3 protein-coding genes and 1 pseudogene are annotated in these 2,303 nt (G+C 68.9%); all 4 read right to left on the bottom strand.

The genetic code is table 11. The features are described 5' to 3' along the window. Positions 1-171: pseudogene (locus ENN83_RS11645) on the bottom strand (sodium:calcium antiporter); the annotation flags it as partial. A gap of 5 nt (positions 172-176) precedes the next feature. After that, entirely contained in the window at positions 177-359 is a 183-nt protein-coding gene (locus ENN83_RS11650) for a hypothetical protein (RefSeq protein ID WP_287187223.1), read from the bottom strand. A 3-nt stretch (positions 360-362) separates the two neighbouring features. Beyond that, positions 363-1,166, bottom strand: coding sequence for a S49 family peptidase (locus ENN83_RS11655; RefSeq protein ID WP_287187224.1), 804 nt, complete (start codon positions 1,164-1,166; stop codon positions 363-365). 88 nt (positions 1,167-1,254) lie between these two features. Then, on the bottom strand, positions 1,255-2,130 hold the full coding sequence (locus ENN83_RS11660) for a class I SAM-dependent methyltransferase (protein ID WP_287187225.1): 876 nt from the start codon (positions 2,128-2,130) through the stop codon (positions 1,255-1,257). Between the last annotated feature and the right edge of the window lie 173 nt (positions 2,131-2,303).

A 2,303-nucleotide genomic window follows, 5' to 3' on the forward strand; every position in this document is an offset into this window, starting at 1 on the left:
CGAGACCAGAAGTTCGGGCGCCGAGGTGCCGAAGGCCACGATGGTCAGCCCCACGATCAGCGCGGGCACGCCCAGTCGCAGCGACAGGTTCACCGCCCCCTTGACCAGGCTGTCCCCGGCCATGACCAGCAACGCCAACCCGAGGGCGGCGTACATGAACTGGATCGCCATTGTGCCTAGCCCTTTCCGCAGGGGCAGGGACCACTGCCGATCCGATGGCGTCCACAGGCGGGGCATTTGCCGGTTCCGGACCGCCCGAAGGCAATGCGCCGACCGCCCGTCCCGGGCAGGCGTAGCCTGCCGAACATGGCCAGCACGGCCATGCCGATCAGGAAGAGCGTCACGATCTTGACTATCATATCCTACAATCCATAGCGCGCCCACAGCGCGCGCTCCTCGATCTCGTCCATCACGCCCGCCACTGCGGGCGCACCGAGCCGCGACCAAAGACCCTTGCGCGGGCTATGCAGCGCGAACTTCACCTTGTCGCCAAAACGGTCCTTCATCACCGGCACCATATGGCCGATGCCATCCGCCAGCCCCAGTTCGACCGCCTGCTCCCCGACCCAGACATCGCCGGTAAAGAGAACGCGATCCTCCTTCAGCCGCGTGCCGCGACGCGCGCGGACATGGTCCTTGAACGCTTCATGGATCGGAGTCTGCAACTGCATGAGCCGCGCGACGTCCTCGGGCTTTTCCGGCTGGAACGGGTCGAGGAAGCTCTTGCTTTCGCCCGCTGCATGCACCCGGCGTTCCACGCCATAGCGCGACAACAGCCCGGGAAAGCCGAAGCCCGCATAGATCACCCCGATCGAGCCGATGATCGAACTGCGGTCGGCCCAGATCTCGTCGGCCGCGCAGGCCAGCCAGTAGCCGCCCGAGGCCGCCACATCCTCGACGAAGGCGAAGACCGGCACCTCGCATTCCTCGGCAAGCCGGCGGATCCGCGCGCCGATCAGCGCACTTTGCGCAGGCGATCCGCCGGGCGAGTTCAACGCCAGCGCCACCGCTGCCGGGCGGCCCTTGCGAAAGGCGCGCTCGATCACGGGCGCAAGCCCCGCATCCGACAGGCTGGCCCCGCCCCGGCCGCCCGCCGCAATCGGGCCGGAAAGACGGATCACCGCCACCAGCGGATCGGATTTCACGAAGGGGAGCCAGCGCTTCATGGACTCGCATGTAGAGTGGGGGGCGGGCACGAACAAGACGGCAGAAGAAATGGCCCCGCCCTGTTGCATCACCGCCCGGCCGCGCAGATCAGGCGAGCTTGCACGCGACGATCTCGGCCCGACGGCGGCGCAGCATGCCCGTTCCGTTGGCCAGATCCGTTGACTTGCCGGTATGGTCCACCCGCTCGACCGTCAGCCCGGCCGCCGCGAACAGCCCGCGCATCTCGCCATCGCCCAGGGGGCCGGTGCGCCGTGTCGGGCGAGACGCCCAGAACCGGCCCGCGACCTCGGCCAGTTCGGCCGCCTCCGCGGGTGCAAGCCCCGCGGCTCGCGCCTGTTCGGTCAGCCTTGCCTGCCGGGCCGGGATGTCGTCCGCGCCCGCTGGCCGCCAGGGCTCGCCCTCACCATCCTCCGCCAGCGCGCTGGACATCAACACCGCGCCGCCGGGCACAAGGCTTGCCGCCCAGTTCGCGACGACCCGGCCGCGCTGGTCCCGGGGACGGAAGACGAGGAAGGAATGGGCGATCACCAGGTCCATGCCCTCGGCGCGGAAGTCCAGCATGTCGGCGGTGCGGGCGGTCAGATCAAGGCCCAGCTCGGCACCCAACAGGCGGTTCTGCATCACCGGCGTCGCGCAGCGATCGACATAGGTGATTTGCGGCGAAACGCCCGCATTGCGAAATCCCGAGGCGACAATGGCCAGCACCCCGGTATCGGCCCCGCCCGAGATCAGCACCCGCCGCGCACCCTGCGCCGCGGCCCGGGCGATGTCGCCGTGAAAGAACTGCCAGCCCGCAGGCGGCTTGCCTTGCGCCCGAACCAGCCGCAGCGTCGACCAGGCCCGGTGATAATCGGCGCAGCCATCGCCGGGCGCGCAGAGGGCGGGCGCCCAGTCCCAGGAAAACCGTGCGATCCGCTCAAGCGGCTCGATATCCTTGGGGGTCAGGGTTACGTCCGGAACCATGGCCCGGACTGAACCCCTACCCCGCAGCCGCTGCAAGCGCAAACGCCGCCCGCGGGATCAGACCTTGCGCCGGGCGGTGTTCAGATACCGGCATTTCCAGTTGGCGACGGTCCAGTTCGGATGCGTCTCGACCCATTTTGCCAGTTCCGGCTGGGCCCCCATCATGCAGGCCA

It is taken from the genome of Rhodovulum sp. (assembly GCF_011048875.1).
Taxonomy (GTDB): Bacteria; Pseudomonadota; Alphaproteobacteria; order Rhodobacterales; family Rhodobacteraceae; genus Rhodovulum; species Rhodovulum tesquicola.